Annotated in this window: 1 protein-coding gene; it reads left to right on the forward strand. The window is 65.4% G+C overall.

The genetic code is table 11. The features are described 5' to 3' along the window. The gene (locus tag HMPREF3086_RS15640) at nucleotides 1-612 is read left to right on the forward strand and encodes a 3-oxoacid CoA-transferase subunit B (RefSeq protein WP_070722837.1); all 612 of its coding nucleotides are present in this window, start codon (nucleotides 1-3) and stop codon (nucleotides 610-612) included. Nucleotides 613-809 lie beyond the last annotated feature (197 nt).

Genomic DNA, 809 nt, shown 5'->3' on the forward strand with positions numbered 1-809 from the left:
CTGGAGCTGGAGGACGGCCAGTACGTCAACCTCGGGATCGGCCTGCCGACCCTGGTCCCCAACTACGTCCCCGAGGGCGTCAACGTCACCCTGCAGTCGGAGAACGGACTGCTGGGCATCGGACCGTACCCGCACCCCGACGACGTCGACCCGGATCTCATCAACGCCGGCAAGGAGACCGTCACGACCCTTCCCGGCTCGTCGATCTTCGACTCGGCGATGAGCTTCGGCATGATCCGTTCGGGCAAGATCGACGTGGCTATCCTCGGCGCGATGGAGGTCAACCCGGCCGGCGACATCGCCAACTGGATGGTCCCCGGCGCCATGGTCAAGGGCATGGGCGGCGCGATGGACCTCGTGGTGGGCGCGCGCCGGATCGTCGTGGTCATGGACCAGGTCGCCAAGGACGGCTCATCGAAGATCGTCTCCGAGATCTCCCTCCCGCTGACCGGCCTGGGCTGCGTCAACCGGATCATCACCGAACTCGGCGTGTTCGACCGCGACGAGAACGGACTGACCCTCATCGAGATCGTGGACGGTGTGACCCTCGACCAGGTCGAGGCCGCCACCGACGCACCGTTCCAGGTGGCCGACGGACTGCCCGCTAGTTAAGGCAACGAGAGCAACGCATCAGCTCGGTTTCTGGATCGAGCCTGAGAAGGAAAAGGGAGCGACCGCAGCCTTGGCCCGCCGGTAACCAGACCTTATGTAGAGTCGAACCTCCAAGATGGTCGCCAGCGAGTGAATCCACTGGGCGGAGCTACCGGCCATGTCTGGCGTCAGTGGCGCTCTGGCCGTCGGGCCGCGTA

This window comes from Dietzia sp. HMSC21D01 (assembly GCF_001815995.1).
GTDB classification, from domain to species: Bacteria; Actinomycetota; Actinomycetes; order Mycobacteriales; family Mycobacteriaceae; genus Dietzia; species Dietzia cinnamea.